13 protein-coding genes and 1 tRNA gene are annotated in these 18,354 nt (G+C 43.6%); 7 read left to right on the forward strand and 7 right to left on the reverse strand.

The genetic code is table 11. The features are described 5' to 3' along the window. Positions 1–8: 8 nt before the first annotated feature. Complete coding sequence (locus tag FGM00_RS05080; RefSeq protein ID WP_138851866.1) at positions 9–830, reverse strand: universal stress protein; 822 nt, start codon at positions 828–830, stop codon at positions 9–11. Positions 831–1,096: 266 nt separating this feature from the next. Here FGM00_RS05080 and FGM00_RS05085 point away from each other — a divergent pair, with 266 nt between their 5' ends. The 4 genes from FGM00_RS05085 to FGM00_RS05100 all read left to right on the forward strand — a co-directional run bounded on the left by FGM00_RS05085 (position 1,097) and on the right by FGM00_RS05100 (position 5,388). Next, complete coding sequence (locus tag FGM00_RS05085) at positions 1,097–2,818, forward strand: GMC family oxidoreductase (RefSeq protein ID WP_138851867.1); 1,722 nt, start codon at positions 1,097–1,099, stop codon at positions 2,816–2,818. A gap of 3 nt (positions 2,819–2,821) precedes the next feature. Continuing rightward, the gene (locus FGM00_RS05090; protein ID WP_138851868.1) at positions 2,822–3,544 is read left to right on the forward strand and encodes a gluconate 2-dehydrogenase subunit 3 family protein; all 723 of its coding nucleotides are present in this window, start codon (positions 2,822–2,824) and stop codon (positions 3,542–3,544) included. A gap of 56 nt (positions 3,545–3,600) precedes the next feature. Beyond that, a complete protein-coding gene (locus tag FGM00_RS05095; protein ID WP_236262920.1) occupies positions 3,601–4,431 on the forward strand; it encodes a sugar phosphate isomerase/epimerase family protein in 831 nt (276 codons plus the stop codon). Positions 4,432–4,563: 132 nt separating this feature from the next. Continuing rightward, positions 4,564–5,388 carry a sugar phosphate isomerase/epimerase family protein gene (locus FGM00_RS05100; RefSeq protein ID WP_138851869.1) on the forward strand — a complete coding sequence of 275 codons (825 nt, stop codon included), beginning with the start codon at positions 4,564–4,566 and terminating at the stop codon, positions 5,386–5,388. A gap of 136 nt (positions 5,389–5,524) precedes the next feature. Here FGM00_RS05100 and FGM00_RS05105 read toward each other — a convergent pair whose 3' ends face one another. From FGM00_RS05105 to FGM00_RS05115, 3 genes are read right to left on the reverse strand one after another with little or no spacing between them, the layout of a single operon-like run. Then, entirely contained in the window at positions 5,525–6,433 is a 909-nt protein-coding gene (locus tag FGM00_RS05105; protein ID WP_138851870.1) for a glycoside hydrolase family 16 protein, read from the reverse strand. Between the two features lie 45 nt (positions 6,434–6,478). Further along, the gene (locus FGM00_RS05110; RefSeq protein WP_138851871.1) at positions 6,479–8,266 is read right to left on the reverse strand and encodes an arylsulfatase; all 1,788 of its coding nucleotides are present in this window, start codon (positions 8,264–8,266) and stop codon (positions 6,479–6,481) included. A 21-nt stretch (positions 8,267–8,287) separates the two neighbouring features. Beyond that, positions 8,288–9,418: a glycoside hydrolase family 130 protein gene (locus FGM00_RS05115; RefSeq protein ID WP_138851872.1), complete on the reverse strand. Its 1,131-nt coding sequence runs from the start codon at positions 9,416–9,418 to the stop codon at positions 8,288–8,290. 309 nt (positions 9,419–9,727) lie between these two features. On the opposite strand from FGM00_RS05115, the gene FGM00_RS05120 reads away from it, so the two are divergent. From FGM00_RS05120 to FGM00_RS05130, 3 genes are all read left to right on the forward strand, one after another. Continuing rightward, on the forward strand, positions 9,728–10,453 hold the full coding sequence (locus FGM00_RS05120; RefSeq protein ID WP_138851873.1) for a M15 family metallopeptidase: 726 nt from the start codon (positions 9,728–9,730) through the stop codon (positions 10,451–10,453). Positions 10,454–10,464: 11 nt separating this feature from the next. Beyond that, positions 10,465–11,376: an alpha/beta hydrolase gene (locus tag FGM00_RS05125; protein ID WP_138851874.1), complete on the forward strand. Its 912-nt coding sequence runs from the start codon at positions 10,465–10,467 to the stop codon at positions 11,374–11,376. 381 nt (positions 11,377–11,757) lie between these two features. Beyond that, positions 11,758–11,831, forward strand: a tRNA-Pro gene (locus FGM00_RS05130). A 278-nt stretch (positions 11,832–12,109) separates the two neighbouring features. On the opposite strand, the gene FGM00_RS05135 is transcribed toward FGM00_RS05130, so the two are convergent. Genes FGM00_RS05135 through FGM00_RS05145 form a run of 3 tightly spaced genes read right to left on the reverse strand, consistent with a single transcriptional unit; the run spans position 12,110 to position 18,346 of the window. Then, complete coding sequence (locus tag FGM00_RS05135; protein ID WP_236262921.1) at positions 12,110–14,944, reverse strand: sugar-binding domain-containing protein; 2,835 nt, start codon at positions 14,942–14,944, stop codon at positions 12,110–12,112. After that, entirely contained in the window at positions 14,931–16,460 is a 1,530-nt protein-coding gene (locus FGM00_RS05140; protein ID WP_138851875.1) for a sulfatase-like hydrolase/transferase, read from the reverse strand. Before FGM00_RS05140 ends, FGM00_RS05135 begins: the two co-directional genes overlap by 14 nt. A 5-nt stretch (positions 16,461–16,465) precedes the next feature. Next, positions 16,466–18,346, reverse strand: a complete 1,881-nt coding sequence (locus FGM00_RS05145; protein WP_138851876.1) for a sulfatase family protein — start codon at positions 18,344–18,346, stop codon at positions 16,466–16,468. Between the last annotated feature and the right edge of the window lie 8 nt (positions 18,347–18,354).

Genomic DNA, 18,354 nt, shown 5'->3' on the forward strand with positions numbered 1-18,354 from the left:
CCAGTCCCCTATATCTTGAATGTAACTACTGGTAGTTTGGCATGGTTTGCAATATCTTCCCCGATACTACCTCTGAAAAAATGGGCCAGCCCCTTGCGACCGTGAGTCGGTATTCCGATTAAATCGGCTTCGGTTCCTTCCGCGAAATTCAAAATGCCCTGTTCGACAGTATAGTCGTTGTAAATATCCATTTCCTGTCCGTTACCGGCTTTATCAAAAAATCTGTTGATTTTCCCATAGGCATCCAGAGTACTTAAAAAGCTATCTCCAGGGGTATTGATGTAGACCAGCTCAATGTTGGCGTTCAATAAATCCGCAAAGGCCTTTGCTTTGCTATAAGCGTCGAGGTTTTCCTCCTTGAAGTCACAGGCGAATACAAATCGTTCAATGGCAAAGTCAGGGATTTCATCTTTAATAATTCCTACGGGTACATCGGCCGTGCGGACAACCTTCTCGGTGTTCGATCCTACGAAAATCTCCTTAAACCCTTCCGCGCCATGAGACCCCATAATAATAAGATCTGCGTCATGCTTGTCGGCAACTTCATTTACCTCACTAAACACCTTAAAGTGCTTGACGATAGGTGTTATCGTAATGCCTTGTGTATAAGGTTTGTTTAGAAAATTATTAAACCTTTTCTCAGCGAGCTTGATGAGAAAAACGGTCTGTTCAGGGTGAAAACCTTCCGAAGAACTTATTAGTGCCCGATTGAGCTCTGGCATATGTAAAGCTAAAATCTCCGCCTCGTGTTTTTTGGCCAAACTGCAGGCTGCTTTCATTGCATATTCGGATTGTATGGAAAAGTCTACGGGTACGATTATTTTTTTCATGATAATGACTATTTAGTTTAGCTGTTGGTTGTTAAGGTTGCAATTCAAGCATCCGCATTCATTCCATTAAAGAGTCTATAGGCCTTCTTCTTTTGATATAAAATTAGTGGCTGTACGGTACTTTGCATATGATATATGTCATGTTCTAATGATGTGACGCTGTCAGCATAATAAAAGTGGACCACTTATTAATTCAGGTATTCAAAAAAATCACGAGTAATTTTATTTTAAATCTTTAAATTGTAGCATCCAAAAAAATAGATGCTATGCAAATTAAAGAGTCCGCCGAAGTTTATGATGTTATCATTGTAGGTTCAGGTGCAGGTGGGGGTATGGCCACAAAACAGCTTGCCGATGCCGGGTTTAATGTAGCGGTTGTAGAAGCCGGTCCATTTTTTGACCCCGCCGACCCAGTGACCAAGACCCAATTGAAATGGCCTTATGAATCACCTAGAAGGGGAGCGGGCACTGATCGAGCGTTTGGCGGATGGGATATGTCATGGGGCGATTGGGATGTTGAGGGAGAGCCCTACACCCAGGAGGAAGGAACGAATTTTCGATGGTGGCGTTCGAGAATGCTCGGAGGGCGAACCAACCACTGGGGGCGAATTTCACTGCGTTTCGGACCAAAAGATTTTAAAGGAAAAACGCGTGACGGTCATGGTGATGATTGGCCCATTAGCTATGACGATGTAAAACCGTATTATGATAAAGTAGACAAATTAATCGGTGTTTATGGAACAAATGAAGGTTTGGAAGATGACCCTGACGGATTTTTTCTTCCACCTCCGAAGCCCCGACTGCACGAACTTTTTTATATCAACGGAGCAAAAAAGACGGGAATACCCGTTTATCCGAGTCGGATGTCGATGTTGACCAAAAAAATAAATGAAGATCGCGGCGTCTGTTTTTATTGTGGGCAATGCAGCCGGTCATGCTCGGTTTATGCAGATTTCTCCGCGGGAAGTTGCTTGATATTTCCAGCGCAAAAGAGCGGTGGTAAAGTCAAGATTTTTGTCAATTCCATGGTGCGCGAAGTGACCACCAATGAAGAAGGAAAAGCAACAGGGGTCTCCTATATCAGCAAAGACGACAGAAAGGAATACAAGCTTAAAGCAAAAGTTGTGGTTTTGGCCGCATCTGCTTGTAGCTCAGCACGTATACTCTTGAATTCCAAAAGCAAACAGCATCCGAATGGTCTTGGTAACAGTAGCGATATCGTCGGTAAATATTTGCATGATTCGACAGGGTCGAGTGCTGCGGGCGTTATTCCTGGTCTAACGAATCGCAAGGTCTCGTATAACGAAGACGGTACGGGTGGTATGCACGTGTATTCACCTTGGTGGGGCGACAATTCGAAGCTCAATTTCCCACGCGGATATCATATTGAAGTCTGGGGCGGTATGGGCCAGCCTAATTATGGCTTCGGATGGGATCCGAATGGTTTCAATAAATATTTTGGATTGAAGGTGGGCGGTTATGGAGATAGTCTACGTGACGATGTGAAAAAATACTATGGATCGGTCGTCGGTTTTGGAGGACGTGGCGAGGCCATTGCGCGCAAGGAAAATTATTGCGAAATAGATCCGACCACGGTAGATCAATTCGGTATTCCAGTCTTAAAGTTCAATTATCAATGGTCCGATTTTGAGCGAAATCAGGCCAAGCATATGCAAGATACCTTTGAAGAATTGATTCATAATATGGGAGGTGTCCCTCTTAGTGAAAAACCGGGTAAGGACCAAGATTATGGGCTCCTCTCGCCAGGTCAAATTATTCACGAGGTGGGTACCACGCGAATGGGCAACGACCCCAAAACCTCCGTTACGAACAAATTCAACCAATTGCACGATGTCGATAATGTTTTTATTGTCGATGCAGGACCCTTTGTTTCGCAAGCCGATAAGAACTGTACGTGGACGATTTTGGCCTTGTCCTGGAGAGCCTCGGATTATATCATTGAACAATTGAAACAACAAAATATCTAGGAAATGGATAGAAGAAAGAGTTTACAGACCCTAATTCTCGGGGGAGCAGCGGCAAGTACCGGTTTCGTGTTCAACGCTTGCAAGACGGAAAATGGTAAAACCGTTGACGATACGATTGCGGAAAGCAGTGAAAAGTATTTCGGTCGTACGCCTGAAGAACTGGAACGCATCGAAAAACTAAATGCCGAACAGCTTTTTAACGAGCATGAGCTGGAAACGATTGGAGTGCTCAGCACGGTTATTCTCCCGCCCAAAGAACCGCACGGAGGGCCTATTGAGGCTGGGGTTCCCGAGCTAGTCGAGTTTATGGGCAAAGATATCCCTACCATGGCACCCACGCTTTTGGGAGGCCTAATGTGGTTAGATCATAAATGTAATACCGAATTCGGTACGGAATTTAAGTCGGCGACTTTGGAGCAGCAAAAACAAATTTGCGATGAAATTTGCTGGCATGATACAGAAATCGCGTTGGAAAAACAACCACTGGAAATACAGTTTTTCTATGTGATGCGCGGTCTTACGGTTACCGGTTATTACACCTCGAAAGTAGGTATTGCCGATTTAGGCTACAAAGGCAATATGCCCAACGTTTGGGATGGTGTACCGCAAGATGTATTGGATCAACACGGTGTGGCCTATGACCCGGCCTGGATAGCCAAATGTATCGATCAAAGTACTAGGGGCGATATCGCGACTTGGGACGAAAAAGGTAATCTATTGACATAAGGTACACCGTAGGGGATTACCTGCCTTTGCTTATGCGTGGCGACTCTAAAATATTTATGATGAAAGGATTATTGTTACTCTTTGTGTTTTTGGTAACCGGAGCATTTTCGAGTGCCCAGGAAATAGGTCTGCAGTTATATAGTTTACGGAATGAAATTAAAAAGGATGTTCCAGGAACCTTTGCCAAGATAAAACAGTGGGGTTTTACCAAAGTTGAAGATGGGAACGATGGTACCCAGGGCTATTCTTTAGAAGATTACAAAGCGCTGTTGGCCAAGAACAATTTAGAAATTGTAAGCGCAAGTGCCCCTTTCGAAGAATTGCAAAATTCTCCTGAAACGGTCATCGACAGAGCAAAGAGCTATGGCTCCGAATTCGTGGTTTGTTTTTGGATTCCGCATAAAGATACACTCTTCACCATCGACGATACGAAACTGGCGTTGGATGTCTTTAATAGAGCTGGTAAAATGCTCGAAGATGAGGGGATTACCTTGGTGTACCATCCGCACGGATATGAGTTCAGACCGCATGGCGATTCCACTTTAATGGATTATATGATTGATAACTCGCAACATTTTGATTTTGAGATGGATGTGTATTGGTTCGCACATCCCGGAGAAGACCCAGTCGAATGGTTACGGCGCTATCCGGAGGAATTCAAACTAATGCACTTGAAAGATTGCGAACAAGGAACCGTGGGAAACCAAAACGGCCAATCGGATGTGGAGACCAATGTGGTTCTCGGAACGGGTCAAATAGACATTGCCGCAGTCGTCAAAGAAGCCAAAAAAATGGGATTGAAATACCTCTTTATCGAAGATGAATCTTCAAAAGTCCTGAATCAGATTCCCAAAAGTTTAGATTATCTAAAAAGCCTTCCTGACTGAAAACGCATTACGGGATGGTGCATATCTAGCAACCGAATTCAGCAAAGCGACAAAAAGCACTGTAAATTTTTTAAGGGGGAGCAAAATCAATTTATAGAACTCAAGACGAGTTCATAATCAACAGGAAGCGGTATGAAACGATTATTGACACTATTGCTAGTCGTAGCCTTCGGGATACCGATGAACGCCCAAGAAATCGGTCTGCAACTGTATAGCCTTCGGAATCAATTGAAGTCCGATGTTCCTGGTACACTACAACTCATCAATGATTGGGGCATTCGCTATATCGAGGGAGGGGATACGTATGGATTACCTATGGTCGAATTTCAAGCGCTGCTCACGAAGAACAATCTTGATGTGGTCAGTGTAGGGGCCGGTTATGACGATTTGAAGAACGGTGAAATCGATAAGATTATCGCGAACGCCAAAGCCTTCGGGGCAAAATATGTCATGTGTGCATGGATCTCCCACGAAGGAAATAATTTCGATATCGCGAAGACCAAAGAGGCGACGAGGGTTTTTAATGCCGCGGGAAAGAAGTTAAAGGAAGCCGGGATTACACTTGCCTACCACGCCCATGGTTATGAATTTCGACCGTATAAAGAAGGTACCTTATTCGACTATATGGCGCAAAATGCCGAGCACTTCGATTTTGAAATGGATGTATACTGGGTACAACACGGTGGCGCGGACCCCCTAAGCTTATTGAATACCTATCCGGACAAATTTGTGTTACTTCATCTAAAGGATATGGAGAAAGGCACGCCAAAAGACGATACCGGACATGCCGATGTAGAGACTAATGTAGTTTTGGGTACTGGGGAAGTAGACATAGCCGGGGTGGTGAAACGCGCCAAAGAATTGGGAGTGGTCGAATACATGTTTATCGAAGACGAATGCTCCAAAGTCGTTGAACAAGTCCCACAAAGCCTTCAATACTTAAAAAGTTTGGAATAGGATAAAAGAATACGGGAAGTCTAAAGCAGTGGATAACGCGCGCAACTACTACATCGCTCAAAGAGATGGTTTGGATATCAATTTTCGCCAAAGTGTGAACCTCCATGCGGACTTGGCTAAAGGGCGCCCAAATGGCCTATTGTTTAAATACTTTCACCCAGTCGACGATCATATAGGTACTATCTGGAATATCATTGACATCAAGATTTTGACCATTAAAGAAATTACCGCCAACGGCAAGATTCAATACGATTTTTTGGCTTTTGTCGAACATATCATCGACATATTGAAATTCGGCTGTGGAAAAGGTATTAATTGGGGTGCCATCTAAAGAAATTACCAAGGTATTTTCTGACCATTCCAATTCATAAACATGAAATTCATTCGTCAGGTCTACACCTGTATCAAGTGTAAAAGTGGTTTGGGAAGAATCTGTTAATGGCATGCTGGCCTCGACCCCATAAAAATAATTGGCAACATACTCGTTGACCTTGTTTCCCCGAAATTCGATAATATCGATTTCTCCCTGAGTAGGCCACGGATCCCCATAGCTCCAGAAGGCCGGCCATAGACCCGCACCAGCAGGTAATTTTATCCTTGCCGCAATGCGCAAAACGCCTCCCTCAAGAGCAGGACTGAACAACTGCTTTGTCTCTACGCGACCACTGGTAAAATTGAAGGATTTTACTGTGGCATCAAAAGGGGTTGTTACACCTGTTTCCGTTTCTCGCTTTTGCCGCACAAAAAGATAACCGTCGTCTACGGTGAGATTATCCTCTTGGTAAAATTGAAGTTCATTATTGAAGGCACCGCCGTTCCAAATATTCCAATCAGATAGATTATCGTCAAAATCATCTTCCCACAATAATTCCCAGCCCTCGGTATTCGTTGCCGTAAAATCAAATCCGGTATCCTCTACTTCCGGCAATACGTCCGTTTGCGAATCGGTTTCCGGACCATCGGTAGGTTGAGTCGTATTTCCGTTATCGGTATTGGAACATGAAAGGCTGAACAATGTCAATAGCACTAAAATTAAATTTTGCATAGCATTTTGTTTATGAACTCAAGTTAAGCAAATCCAAATTATTCTTTAATCAACTCGCTTAAAAAAAAGAAGTCGAACATCAATACCGTCCTTCTCCGGCAAGTACCTCGTTTTCAATACAAGTGGGCGTCTTCCTTTTCTAAGATATAAAGTTCCCAATATTTTGGGTTTAAAATTCTTAACGTAGGATTCGATTCTAGGTACACGGTCATTTTCCATACCAGTCAATGTTGGGTCATGAGCCGTCATTATGCGTGTCATCATTAAATTTTTGCCGTGACTTAATTCTACTGCCATGCCCTGGCTGCCTTCGGGCATGGTGTAGAGAATACTTACCTCGTATTTTCCATCCGCCATTACTTCAACATCCCAGCTAATGGAATCGGTTACGCTGATCCAATTCGTAAAAAAAGTATCGTTGGGGTACCTATTGCTCCGCTTGATATTTCCATGGGGAATGCCGTCCCTCGCAGGTATCTGGGTGTATTCATGGTCGGGATGCCCTAAAGTAAAAGGCCTATCGCCTTTGACCACCAAATCGGCTTTGACATCTGCCAGCCAGTCGGACTTTATTTTTTTCAAGGAATCCCTCATTTTCGGGTGGCGGGTGGCGATATCCGTTGTTTGACCCCTGTCTTTGGTGATATCGTATAGGCGATCTTGGGCATCCAAGCGATAGTTTTGGGAGCGGACGCTTGTCTTACCGTTCCAATGATTGAATACGAATTCGGAATCCCACTTGTTTTCCTCCTCCGATACTAACAATGGTTTTAGGCTTTTTCCGTCCAAGGGTTTTTGCGTTTCAAGGGGTATGCCGGCCAAATCTGCCAAGGTAGGTAGTAGATCTACACTACTGGCAATAGGTATACGTCTCGTACCGGCTGGTAGCACGTCCTTCCATTGGATAAAAAACGGACTGCGAACTCCGCCCTCATCGGTACTTCCTTTTCTTCCTCTCATACCGCCGTTCCAGCGCCAACTGTTCGGGCCATTATCGGACATAAATAGTACTATGGTATTCTCTTCGAGACCAAGCGCTCGTATTTTTTCCATAATCCTGCCCACGTTCCCGTCTATATTTTCTACCATTGCCAAGGCGGCCTTAGTAAATTCCGGTTCTTCGTCACCAACTCCGGTATACTTCTTGGTCAATTCTTTGTTTTTGAACTTCTCCCAATAAATGTCAGGCACCTGCATCGGACTATGTGGCGTATTGAAGGGCAGGTAGAGGAAGAAAGGTTCGCTTTTGTGCTTCTCGATAAAGTGGATTCCTCTATTGGTAAGGTCATCGGTTAGAAAACCGTCTCCTCTGACCAAAAGGCCGTTATGTTCCAAAATAGGGCTGAAATAATTGCCCCAATGCCCTGAAGCGAATCCATAAAAATCATCAAAACCTCTGGTGTTCGGATGGTAGGGAGGTTGCATACCGTTATGCCATTTGCCAAAAGCCGCGGTATGATAGCCATTGGCCTTGAAAACTTCGGCGATGGTAGTCTCTCCGAGATTCATTCGTTCGCCACCGGCCGAGGTCGCATAAACACCCAATCTGGAGGCATAGCGCCCAGTCAGTATTTCCGCTCTGGTAGGCGAGCAAACAGGCTGTACATAAAAATTTTCCAAGGTAACGCCGTTCTCGGCGATAGCATCGATGTTGGGCGTGTTGAGATTGGAATTGCCATTAATACTCAGGTCACCCCAGCCCTGATCGTCGCTCATGATCAGGATGACGTTCGGTTTTTGGGTTTCGGATGTCAACGCTGTATTAGAGGTATTCTCCTTACAAGAAATAAGCAGCACTAACAAGCCAATGGAAAGACTAAAGGATATCCGCATAAAAACTGATTATAGTACAAATTACTCTTTTATCGCCAATCCGACCATCGAATCCGCCGTACCATAGTACAAGAACCATTTATTCTTAAAATGGACCAAGCCTTCGATAAAGGTGGTACCTGCTTTGTATTGTCCACTTACCTCATGCGGTAAGCTAGGACAGATAAATGGGGTTTCCATACGGGCAAGTAACTTTGCAGGGTCGTTTTTATCAAAGAGTACTTGACCTCCACAATAGGTGCCATCGGGATATTCGGTAGTCGCACCTTTTCCGTTCAGGTTTTTTCCGTTGTACAACAATAGGATTCCGTTTTTGGTAAATAGGGCTGGTGGTCCAGGTTCGGTCAAGTGGCTGTCGAATTGGTTGAGTGTGGGTGTAAAGACATGTAATAGCTCCCTCTGGGCATCTAAAAGCGGCGTCCAATCTATACCGTTTTCAGACGTGGCGAGATTTATGAAAAGTTCGCCCCAATACATATGGTATTTTCCGTTGATTTTTTTGGCCTTCAGCCTTCCATCGACCAGTTCGGTAACCACCGATCCCGACTTGCTCCACACATCCAAGAACTTCCCATCATGGGCTTTTTGAAAAACGGGTCCGTGCTTGGTCCAGTTTCTTAAGTCTTTTGATGTGGCCGAAGAAAGCCTGGCGACGTCATTGTTCCAGCTGGTATAATGCATGATATAGGTACCGTCAGGAGTTTCAACGACCCTCGGATCTTCCACACCACCTGGATAATCCCATTTTTGAAATTCGTCATCCGCGGGATAGAAAACTGGAGCTGCATATTTGGTGAAGCGAATGCCATCTGCGCTGTAGGCCAACCCGATGCGCGAAGTTCGTTGACCTAAAATGGCCTTGGGGTTGTCTTCGGCCCGAAATAGCATAAATACCGTATCGTTGCGGACTATTGCCCCAGGATTAAAGACATCGGCCTTCTGCCATTGCACTTCTTTATTCGTGATGGGATCGGTAAATACGAAACTGGAATCCGCCTTCATAATGGGGTTGATATCGGTTTTTTCAAAGCCTAACATCCATTTGGCGGCGGAATTTTTTGGTTCAGCTTCTGTTTTTGATGGCTGTTGTTTGCAGGCGGATAAGCATCCTATTAAAAAAAAAGCGATAAGCAACTTGTTGGTGATTTTCATAGTGTTTCGATCTGGAATGGAGTTCTTAAAAGTAGGTAATAATAAAGTGATTTTACTAAAATGGATATGCATATAGGTCACCTTTGCATACTAGCTAAATGGGTTTTCCTTTTCATTCGAGCCGGTAGCTGCTAGAAAGCCAATAGAACTTGGGAACTTGAATTCATCCGAACCAAAAATATGAGTATCTTCCTAGCGTAATTTGTAGGGCTCGGTATACTTCTAAAATCATCTATACGATTAGTGCCCAATACTGCAAAGCCCTAGCTGCCGTCGGGTTAATGATGGCGGACCAATGAACTAGTTAGAATGAAAAATAGTTTTTTAATCGTATTGTTAGGTCTCGTTATAATCTCCTGCAAAGAAGATGCTTCCCATAGGGGGGATGGGGATACGCAACAGAAGGAAGCGGTCGAAATCAAGGACACCATAAACGATATTTCTATTGGTGCGAAAGAGTCCTATCCCACGCTTGAAAATATGGCGGACTCCACTTTTATACGATTGGCCGATTATAGTGGGGATTTTGCCTATGACATGCGCTATGCCACGGAGAATAACTTCTTAAAAGCCCAGGTATATGATTGTGCCGAGTGCTATACCCGGGTGAAGACGGCCAAAGCACTTATCGCCGCGAATGACGACTTTAAGAAAGCTGGTGTGCGCATCCGATTTTTTGATTGTTACCGTCCCAATTCGGTACAGTATAAGATGTGGAAAATAGTTCCGAACCCCCAATACGTCGCCAATCCCGTAAAAGGCTCTATTCACAACAAAGGCGGGGCAGTGGATATTACTTTGGAAACCTTGGATGGCGAAGTACTGGACATGGGTACCGATTTTGATTTCTTCGGGAAGCGAGCGTACCACGACATGACCGATTTGCCCCAAAATATTCTGGATAATCGGAAGCTGCTCAAAGAAACTATGGAAAAACACGGGTTTTGGTCCATACGTACCGAATGGTGGCATTATAACCTATCCTCGGCATCCAAGGATCCCATCGCCGATTTTAAATGGGAATGTGAACACTAAAATTAAGGAAGATGAAACTTTTAAAACTAGTGGTGCTCTTTGCCTGTATAGGTCAATTGTCGGCGCAGGACACCATTATTCCCCTTTGGCCAAAAGACAAAATTCCCAATCGAATAGCATCCGACGAATTGGAAGAACACAAGAGAAATGGTATTCTTCGCATTAGTAAGGTGCAGGAACCTACCCTCGAAGTATATCTTCCCGCGCAAAAAAATGCTACGGGTCAGGCGATGCTTATATTTCCTGGAGGCGGTTATGGCATATTGGCGTACGATTGGGAAGGGACCGATATTGCTAAATTTTTAAATGGAAAGGGCATTGCCGGAATCGTGGTTAAGTACCGGCTACCTTCCTCGATATCGCAAACCGATAAGCATTTGGTTCCGCTTATCGATGCGCAGCGTGCTATACGCATGGTTCGGGCAAAAGCGGAAGCGTTTCACGTAGACCCGGCTAAAATCGGAATTATCGGTTTTTCGGCAGGGGGCCACTTAGCTTCTACCTTGGGTACGCGTTTTGGCGAAGAGGTCTACGAACCTCTGGATGCAATCGATCAGGAAAGCGCGCGTCCCGATTTTATGGCTTTGGGCTATCCGGTCATTACCTTTGGCGAAGCCACCCACAAAGGTTCTAAAACCAATTTGATAGGGGAAGACCCGGCCCCGGAATTGGCATCCCATTTTTCCAATGAAAAGCAGGTGACCGAAAATACCCCACCTACTTTCTTGTTTCATGCAACGGATGACGAGGCGGTCCCAGTCGAGAATAGTTTGTTGTTTTATCAATCGTTAAAAGGCAAGGGGGTTTCCGCAACCATGCATATCTATCCAAAAGGAGGTCACGGATTTTCCTTGGCCAGAAAAGACCCGCATCTTATGGGTTGGACGGAGCGTTTGTTCGAATGGATGGAAAGTCTAAAATAGTTTCCGATTTTTTTACTGAAAAGATAGGCGTAAATCTATTCCACTTTTATATTTTTGCAGTCCTTTAAAATGTTTCGATTGCTCTTTCGGAAGTCGGATTTGTTTTAAGGGATATTTTAAGAAACTCCAACAGATTCGTTGGGTTAAGGTCTCTTTTAATAATTCGGGATGTAGCCCTTCGACTACGCTCAGGATAAACTGCACTACAGTTGATTTTGGGTATTTTGAGAAACTACTTTAGATTCGTTACGTTAGCGTGACTATAATAATTTCGGGATGTAGCCCTTCGACTACGCTCAGGATAAACTGCACTACAGTTGATTTTGGGTATTTTTGAGAAACTACTTTAGATTCGTTACGTTAGCGTGTCTATAATAATTTCGGGATGTAGCGCAGTCCGGTAGCGCACTCGGCTGGGGGTCGAGTGGTCGCAGGTTCAAATCCTGTCATCCCGACCGAATGAAAAAGTGATACCGCCAGAGCGGTATCACTTTTTTTGTTTCCGAGCGCTTACCAAAACGTTGTTTTGGACGTTCTCGGAAACAAAAAAAGCTGGAAGCGGGAGCTTCGCTTTTTCATTCACCAAGAGGATTTATCGGGACTCCGTAAATCTAACTTTCCTGACCATTTAGTTTAATTTACCTCCTTATAAAAAGGGCAAGTCTTCAAAAACTGGGATGCCTTCATATCCATCTGGGTGTTTTTAAAAACCGATGCTAGACAATTCTAGTTGTTAATCGTAGATATCTTTTGTTGAAAATTCATTTTCACCACTTTTTTCGGTTACTTTTTGCAAATCACCGATAGTGATGGATTTGGAGGGAACAAATGCATCACTCGCCATGTATTGCAATATACTATGTCGCAATTGTCTGGCTACTGGCCTATCTTTTAAGTTCGAGAATAGATCAATGGAAGAAACAACCAATTTTCCCTTACCTACTTTGGCTTCGAATACATTACTCAAACTACGATTCGTCACAAAATTATCGATGACCCTTACAATAGGTTCTACATTTAAAGAATCGATGTTGATAGATTTTGAATTAATGCACAACTCCCACCATTGCCAGTTGCTATGAGTGCCGGTAGGAAATTTGGCGAACGCAGGATGTTTATCGTCCATCAGAAGCCCCATGGTCGAAGGTTGATTTGGAAAGTGGACCGGGCTCCAAAATACCGGTACAAAACGGCCCTCGATACCTTGTAGGGTTTTAGGATTCGGATTCAAAAATACTTTAAGCCCTTTTTTCAAGGCTATGGCAGCTTGGTCTATTGAAGAAGTTACCACCACTTCTTCGGTAGTAATAGCGGGATTTGTCGGATATGCCCAAATCGGCCAACTATTTTTGTATGCAGTACCCTCAACCGCTACCGCAACCTTATATTTATTTGCCGTATCGACCGTGATGGGAAATTCTATCTTGCCCAATTCCAGATTATTTCCCAACTTCAAATCGACCTTGTTCATGCTTCCATGTTGCAGGGTATCGCCACTCGCATCCGTAATGCTCCAATTTAATTTTTGAGCAGGCATTTCCTTAAAAAAATTAGCGACTTCAACCGAAGCTATAAAAGTCTCCCCAGATTCGTAAACCGCCTTTTCAAAACGGATGAGGGGAACGACTTCACTATTGAACTTTCGGAATTCCTCTGCCGAAATCGCTCCTTTCGACTCCCAAAATGCATTCAATAGACCCACCAAGGCCGTACCCTGACCAGGAAAATCTTGTAGTTGTAACAGCTGGAACCCGTCGAAACTAGGTGTTTTAAGTGCACGCTCTATTTCTTCTTTATATAATAGGGCGGCCAATTTCCCCGATGCATTCGTAAAATCATCCGCTAAATCTAAAAGACCTTTTTTTTGCAAGTCGTTTCTAATGGCGATAAAATTCAATGGCTCCAGTACACCAGTATATTTTGAAATCTCAGACATATCGGGATAGACTGCGTATTGACCAATTTCATGAGAAATCAGAGGTATTTCAATATGATCGCTATTGGCCGAATAATCGGCATTGAAATGCGGTGGTTTATCGTTAAAAATACCCTGTCCCCGTATCCAACCCTTATCCGTCCATTGCGCTACGAAGTATTCGTCTTCAGTTTCCGGGCGCTCTCCCGTTGGTTTTTGAAAAGAAAATGCCGTGGTCGCGTATAAATGACGATTATCCTTCTTTTTTAGTTCGGCTGTCATTTTATTCAATACTGAAATATCGCCTTGCAGCTCATTACCCAAAGCCATAAATATAAAGGATGGATGGTTGCCATAATCACGCAGCATCTTTTCCGCCTCGTTTCTTAAAAAGTCAGTTGTTTTCGAATCTTCTCCCACACGGAGGCTCCAATGAGGCAATTCTACCTGCAGGTAGAAACCGGCATCGTCCGCAGCTTCAAAAGCGGCTTTCGGCGGGCACCAAGAGTGAAAACGCAAATGGTTTAGTCCGTATGCCTTTGCCTGTTCTAGAAGCGAAGCCCAACCCTCCTTGTTCATAGGTGGGTAGCCCGTTAGGGGGAAAATCGAACATTCCAGATTGCCGCGCAGAAATACTCTTTTATCGTTTATGGTTAATTTTCCCGAATCTTGGGCCACCTTACGGTAACCGAAGGTACGCGTTAGGGTATCGGACTTTGAAATCAGTCTGGCCTCGTAAAGTTTTGGATTAAACTCGTCCCAAAACTCCATCTTTTGAGGTTTTTCGATATGAAGTCGCACTTCCTTTTTATCGGAATTGTTTTGCCTCACTTTTTCCGAGTGCATTATTCCACCTTCTTTATCCGCAATTTCCAAAAGGATTTCTTTCTCTTGGTTTCCCTGGCTTTCAAAGGTTATTTCGAGACTATTGTTTTTAGTATTTGGATAAATCTGAAGATTTAATGGAGTCGTGGGTTCGGTAGCTCTTAGCGAGATGTCCCCGATAATACCGTTCCATTTGATTTGTGTATGGTTGGTATAGGCATGCGCCATGTCTTGATTTACCGAATCCGGATATCTTGAACCTGCAACATTGATCAAAGGATATTTGTTCGAGTTATCAATGCAGATAGTTAGTAGATGTTTTCCCGGAGTCAGGACTTTGGTCAAATTGTACTCATGGTTTCCCACCAAACTTTCCCGCTTTCCGATTTCCGTTCCGTCAATGTAAACGGTTGACTCCCAAATGACGCGTTCCAAGGCAATTTTTATTTCTTTACTCGTCCATGTTTTTGGAATTTCAATTTCTTTTTGGTACCAAGCCTTCCCAATGTATTGGTGCTTTCTGGTCAAGTTAGATAGCACGTAGTTATTTAGTTCGGGTTTTAAAGTGTTGGGTGTTCCGATTCCGGCATCGTCCAAAGTACCGGGTAAGTTGATGGTCCTACCCTGAAAATTGGTGCTGGCCCAATTTTCACTATCTCCTACGTTGGTGGAATCTAATTTCACCTTCCATTCACCGTGTAAGGAAATAGTATTCTGTTGTGATTGGCCACATCCGTAGCACAGCAACAAAACCAACAGCATTAAACTTAAAAGATGTATGTAAGTAACCGTTTTTTTGAAAAAGAATATTTTTCTAATGAGACTCATTTGTTCCAAGTATTTTATTTAGTTGTTGTTGCATTTGCTCCACAATTTTTGGATGTTGAGCTGCAATATTATGCTCTTCGGAGCGATCGTTTTTTAAGTTGAAAAGTAGTGGTAAAGTGCTAAATCCCGGATCAACGAATTTATTTACCAACCATTCCGGAACTTCATTGCTTTTTTTTGGCATGATGTATTTATAGTCGCCCATTCGTAATCCGAATGTATAGGCCTCCTCCAGCAGCACTTTTCGACCTTCAGAGGTTTTGCCCAGCCACGCGTTTAAATGTTCTTCGCTATCTGGAGCATCTTTCTTTTCGAGCTTTTGGCCCACCAATTTTGCCAAGGAGGCGTACAGGTCTACTTGCGAAAGTAGTGCATGACTTGTACCGGGATTTATCGCTTTTGGCCAGGAGACGATGGTAGGCATACGTGTTCCCGCTTCATAAATCGAATACTTTGAACCTTTAAAGCCCCCACCTGGGCTATGATCGCCGACGAGTTCCGGGGCATAGTCCAAATAGCCATCGTCAAGAATGGGTCCATTATCACTAGTGAAAATAATCATGGTGTCTTTAGTTAATCCTAACTTTTCAAGTTGGCCCATCACTTGCCCTACACACCAATCCATTTGGGCGATGACATCCCCTCTTGGTCCCATGCTACTGGCTTCCACGAATTTAATATTGGCAATTCTTGGCTGATGTATGTCGTGTAATGAAAAAAATAGAAAAAACGGCTTTTCTGCATGTGTATTGATAAAGGAATTGGCCCTGTTCGTGAGAACAAAAGGAATTTCTTCATCGACCCAGAGGGCACTTTCTCCCCCTTTCATATAACCGATTCTGCTAATGCCGTTAATAATACTACCCAAATGTTGACTATCTGTATGTTGTTTTAAAAGTTCAGGATGTTCCGTACCGATTGGATAACCGTCCAATCGTTCGGTGTAACTAACGTGTATCGGATCGTTAGCACTTAACCCTACGACCTTCTGGTTCTCCAAGTACACCGTAGGAACTCGATCGCCTGTTGATGGAATCAAAAAGCTATAATCAAAACCGACTTCTTTTGGACCGGGATGTACCCTGCCGTTCCAATTTGTGTTGCCATTGCCGAGCCCCAAGTGCCATTTGCCTACCACACCAGTACTATATCCGGCATGCTTGAGCATATCTGGTAAGGTTCGTACCTCGGGATTAATGATAAGGGATGCGTCTCCATCAATTATTTGGGCTTTACTCCTGAAAGCATACTGACCAGTGAGTAAAGAATAGCGCGATGGCGTACAGGTCGCTGCCGCAGAATGGGCATCCGTAAAATTTATTCCATTTGCTGCCAATTTATCAGTGTTTGGTGTTTCGACACCGATGGCTCCGTTGATGCCAATATCACCATAGCCCAAATCGTCAACATAAATTAGAACGATATTAGGCTTTTCCTTACCAATGATAATTTCCTGCGCGGAAGTAAAGGTTGACAGACCCAAAAAAGATAACAGCACGAATTTGATGTTGAGCATTGGTCTTACTTTTGATAGTCTAAAATTCCCGTTACATGCAAAAAGTCCTTGCAGGCGTCTTTGACAAACTGGGTATGATGGGATAGTTCGGCGACCTTCTGAACCGCATCGATGAAGGGTTCTTTATCATCTACGTAGAGCAAATTGTTGATCGTCATAAGGGCCAAGTGCGAATTAGCCCGATTGCAATAGGTTATAAGTTTGTCCTTAGCCGTTTTACTGTTATAGTTCTGGTACAAAATTGTAGCGATATTTATGACCACAGGGTCATAATCATCTTCCAAAAAACCATGGAGTTGGGCCGTATATTTTTTTAGCGAATTCTTTTCCTGCACCAAAAGGCCTGTACTGGCCCAATATCGTACAAATTTATTTTCGCTTTTTAAAAGCAATAGTTGATTAGCGAGAATACTTTCTCCTTTTCTGCCAGATAAGGCCGCAGCCTCATAGATTTCCCTGAATGGATAGTTGACAGAATCCAATCTATAATCATATGGGGTACCAACTCTAGACAGTATTTCAAGTTCATACTCTGGCAGAAAATGAATATCACGTGCCTGGAGAAGCTTATCCTCTAGCTTGTTCCGTAATTTTTGTAAAATTAACTGATGGTCCTCGCTTAAAACGAGATTGTTCGTTTCCCAAATGTCTTTTTCGATATTGAACAGAAATTCGGCAGGGCGGGGTGCGAAAAGTTTTTCTTGCATAGGGTTCAAAAGGCCCTTCTTCAAATCACCTCTCATCTGCTGGGTAATTTCAGCAATTTCAACATAATTTAGATACCGGATTTCGGGCATAAAAGACATAAAGTTGCGGGAATAGATGTAGGTGCCATCCGTAACACTTCTGACCAGATCTGGGCCATTATCCGCACGGTCCGATGAGAGCATAACATAATCCTCAGGGTCATCACGATCATTACCCATTAAAATACGCCCGTTCAAATAGTCGGGTAGTTTTCCGCCCGCAATACTTATCATAGTGGGGGCAAGGTCTTCAAAGGTGATAAGCTCATCTGAAACTACACCGCCTGCGCCCCATGGAGACAAGTGTTTGAATTTATCCGGAAACCATATGATAAAGGGCACACGGTATCCTAGATTGATTCCGTTGGTCTTTCCTCTGGGGATACCCTCGCCATGATCTGCATAAAAAATAATAATCGTATCATCACGTAAATTATCCTTTTCCAGTTTTTCGAGAAGATTTCCTATGCGCACATCCGTTAATTTTATGGAGTTGTACACGCGCGCAAATTGCTTACGCATCTGAGGGGAATCTCTATAAAATGGAGGCATTTCAAAGGCATTTTCACCAATTCGTTCTTCTTCTGGAAGATGGTCAAGTACATTTTTCAGATACCATTCATAAGGCATAGACATGGTTCGGGATTGGTGTGATTCGGGGAAATTAAATACTGAAAAAAAGGGTTGCCCGTCTTTCTTGTTCCACCAACCTGCGGTAGTTGAGCTTTCATGCCAAGTATTCTTGGTAAACTCTTGTACATTGGCCACATTGTAATCTGTTTTACTGTTGTTGGCTACATAATAGCCATGCTCTTTCAAATAATAGGGGAATCCACGAATATTGTCAGGTATGGGAAAAGAACTTCTATGATGTCCGGTACCCATTTCGTAAGTTCTAACACCGGTTATTATGGTGCTTCTGCTTGGCGAGCATACGGTTCCCGTAGAAAAGGCATTCGTAAATCGTACACCTTCCTCGGCCAATTTGTCTATGACCGGTGTACTGGCATTTTCGTTGCCATAGGCCCCTATGAACTGTGGAGAGGTATCTTCAATGGTAACCCACAGGATGTTCGGCTTGTCTTGGGCGTTCGCCCAATAAAAGCATGTCACAAACGCTAAAAGTAGTATGTGTTTCATTCAAATGA

The organism is Aggregatimonas sangjinii (assembly GCF_005943945.1).
GTDB classification, from domain to species: Bacteria; Bacteroidota; Bacteroidia; order Flavobacteriales; family Flavobacteriaceae; genus Pelagihabitans; species Pelagihabitans sangjinii.